Genomic DNA, 1107 nt, shown 5'->3' with positions numbered 1-1107 from the left:
CCATGCCCAGCACGGTGGTGGGCACCGCGATCCAGCGGACCCCCCGCAGCCAGGAGGCGGCCACAAAACCGGCCACATCGGTGGTGGCCCCGCCACCCACACCCACGATCACATCGGTACGGGTGAAGCCGGTCTGGCCGAGCGCCTTCCAGCAGTAGGCGGCGACCTCGACGGTCTTGGCCTCCTCCGCGTTGGGCAGCTGGATCGCGATGGCCTCGTACCCCTGGCTCGCGAGGTCCTCGCGGATCGCCTCACCGGTGCCCGCGAGGGCCTCCGGATGGAGCACGGCCACCCTCCCCCTGCCTCCGGCGGGGGGACCCCCAGCGTTCCCGATCAGCCCGGGAAGCTCGCCGAGGAGCTGCCGTCCCACCAGCACCTCGTAGGGGTCGGTGCCTTCGGTGCCGGCGACCTGGATACGGGTCACTGACTGCTCGGTCATGCGTCTTTCAGCTCCAAAGCGTCGAGGACCGCCTGGGCGACCTCTTCCGGGGTGCGTGCGTCGGTGGCCACGGTCACCCGGGCCACCTCGGTGTACAGATGGCGGCGGGCGTCCATCAGCTCCCGCCACTGGCGGCGGGGGTTGACGGAGAGCAGGGGGCGGGCCTGGTTGAGTCCGGTGCGCCGGACGGCCTCCTCCACATCGAGGGAGAGGTAGGCCACCGGCAGCCCGGTCAGCAGGGCCCGGGTCGAGTCGTCCAGGATCGCGCCGCCGCCGAGGGCGAGCACACCGGTGTGCCCGGCGACCGCCTCTCGCACGGCGGCCCGCTCCAGCTCGCGGAAGCGGGCTTCGCCCTCGTCCACGAAGAGGTCGGCGATCTCCCGGCCCTGGGCGGCGACGATGTCCGCGTCGGTGTCCCGGTAAGGCACTCCCAGCCGCTGGGCGAGCAGTTCACCGACGGTCGACTTGCCCGCGCCCATGGGCCCGACCAGGACGATCACCGGGGCGGTCACCGGAAGTTCAGATTGTCGAGGTACGAGGTGACATTGCGGCGGGTCTCGGTCACGCTGTCGCCGCCGAACTTCTCCGCGACCGCGTCCGCCAGCACCAGCGCGACCATCGCCTCCGCCACGATCCCCGCCGCCGGCACAGCCGCCACGTCCGAACGC

The 1107-nt window shown here is 72.2% G+C and carries 2 protein-coding genes and 1 pseudogene; all 3 read right to left on the bottom strand.

Annotation, left to right across the window (positions count from 1 at the left end; all coding sequences use genetic code 11):
• Positions 1–439, bottom strand: a 439-nt coding sequence (locus tag ABD371_RS35695) for an iron-containing alcohol dehydrogenase (protein WP_344486932.1), incomplete at its 3' end; no start/stop codon positions are given.
• On the bottom strand, positions 436–951 hold the full coding sequence (locus tag ABD371_RS35690) for a shikimate kinase (protein ID WP_344486930.1): 516 nt from the start codon (positions 949–951) through the stop codon (positions 436–438). The genes ABD371_RS35695 and ABD371_RS35690, both read right to left, overlap by 4 nt.
• Positions 948–1107 (bottom strand): annotated as a pseudogene (locus ABD371_RS35685) (chorismate synthase); the annotation flags it as partial. The gene ABD371_RS35690 and the pseudogene ABD371_RS35685, both read right to left, overlap by 4 nt.

The organism is Streptomyces amakusaensis (assembly GCF_039532665.1).
Taxonomy (GTDB): domain Bacteria; phylum Actinomycetota; class Actinomycetes; order Streptomycetales; family Streptomycetaceae; genus Streptomyces; species Streptomyces amakusaensis.
Note: the sequence above shows the minus strand (reverse complement) of the source record. Positions and strands in the feature narration are given on the sequence as shown.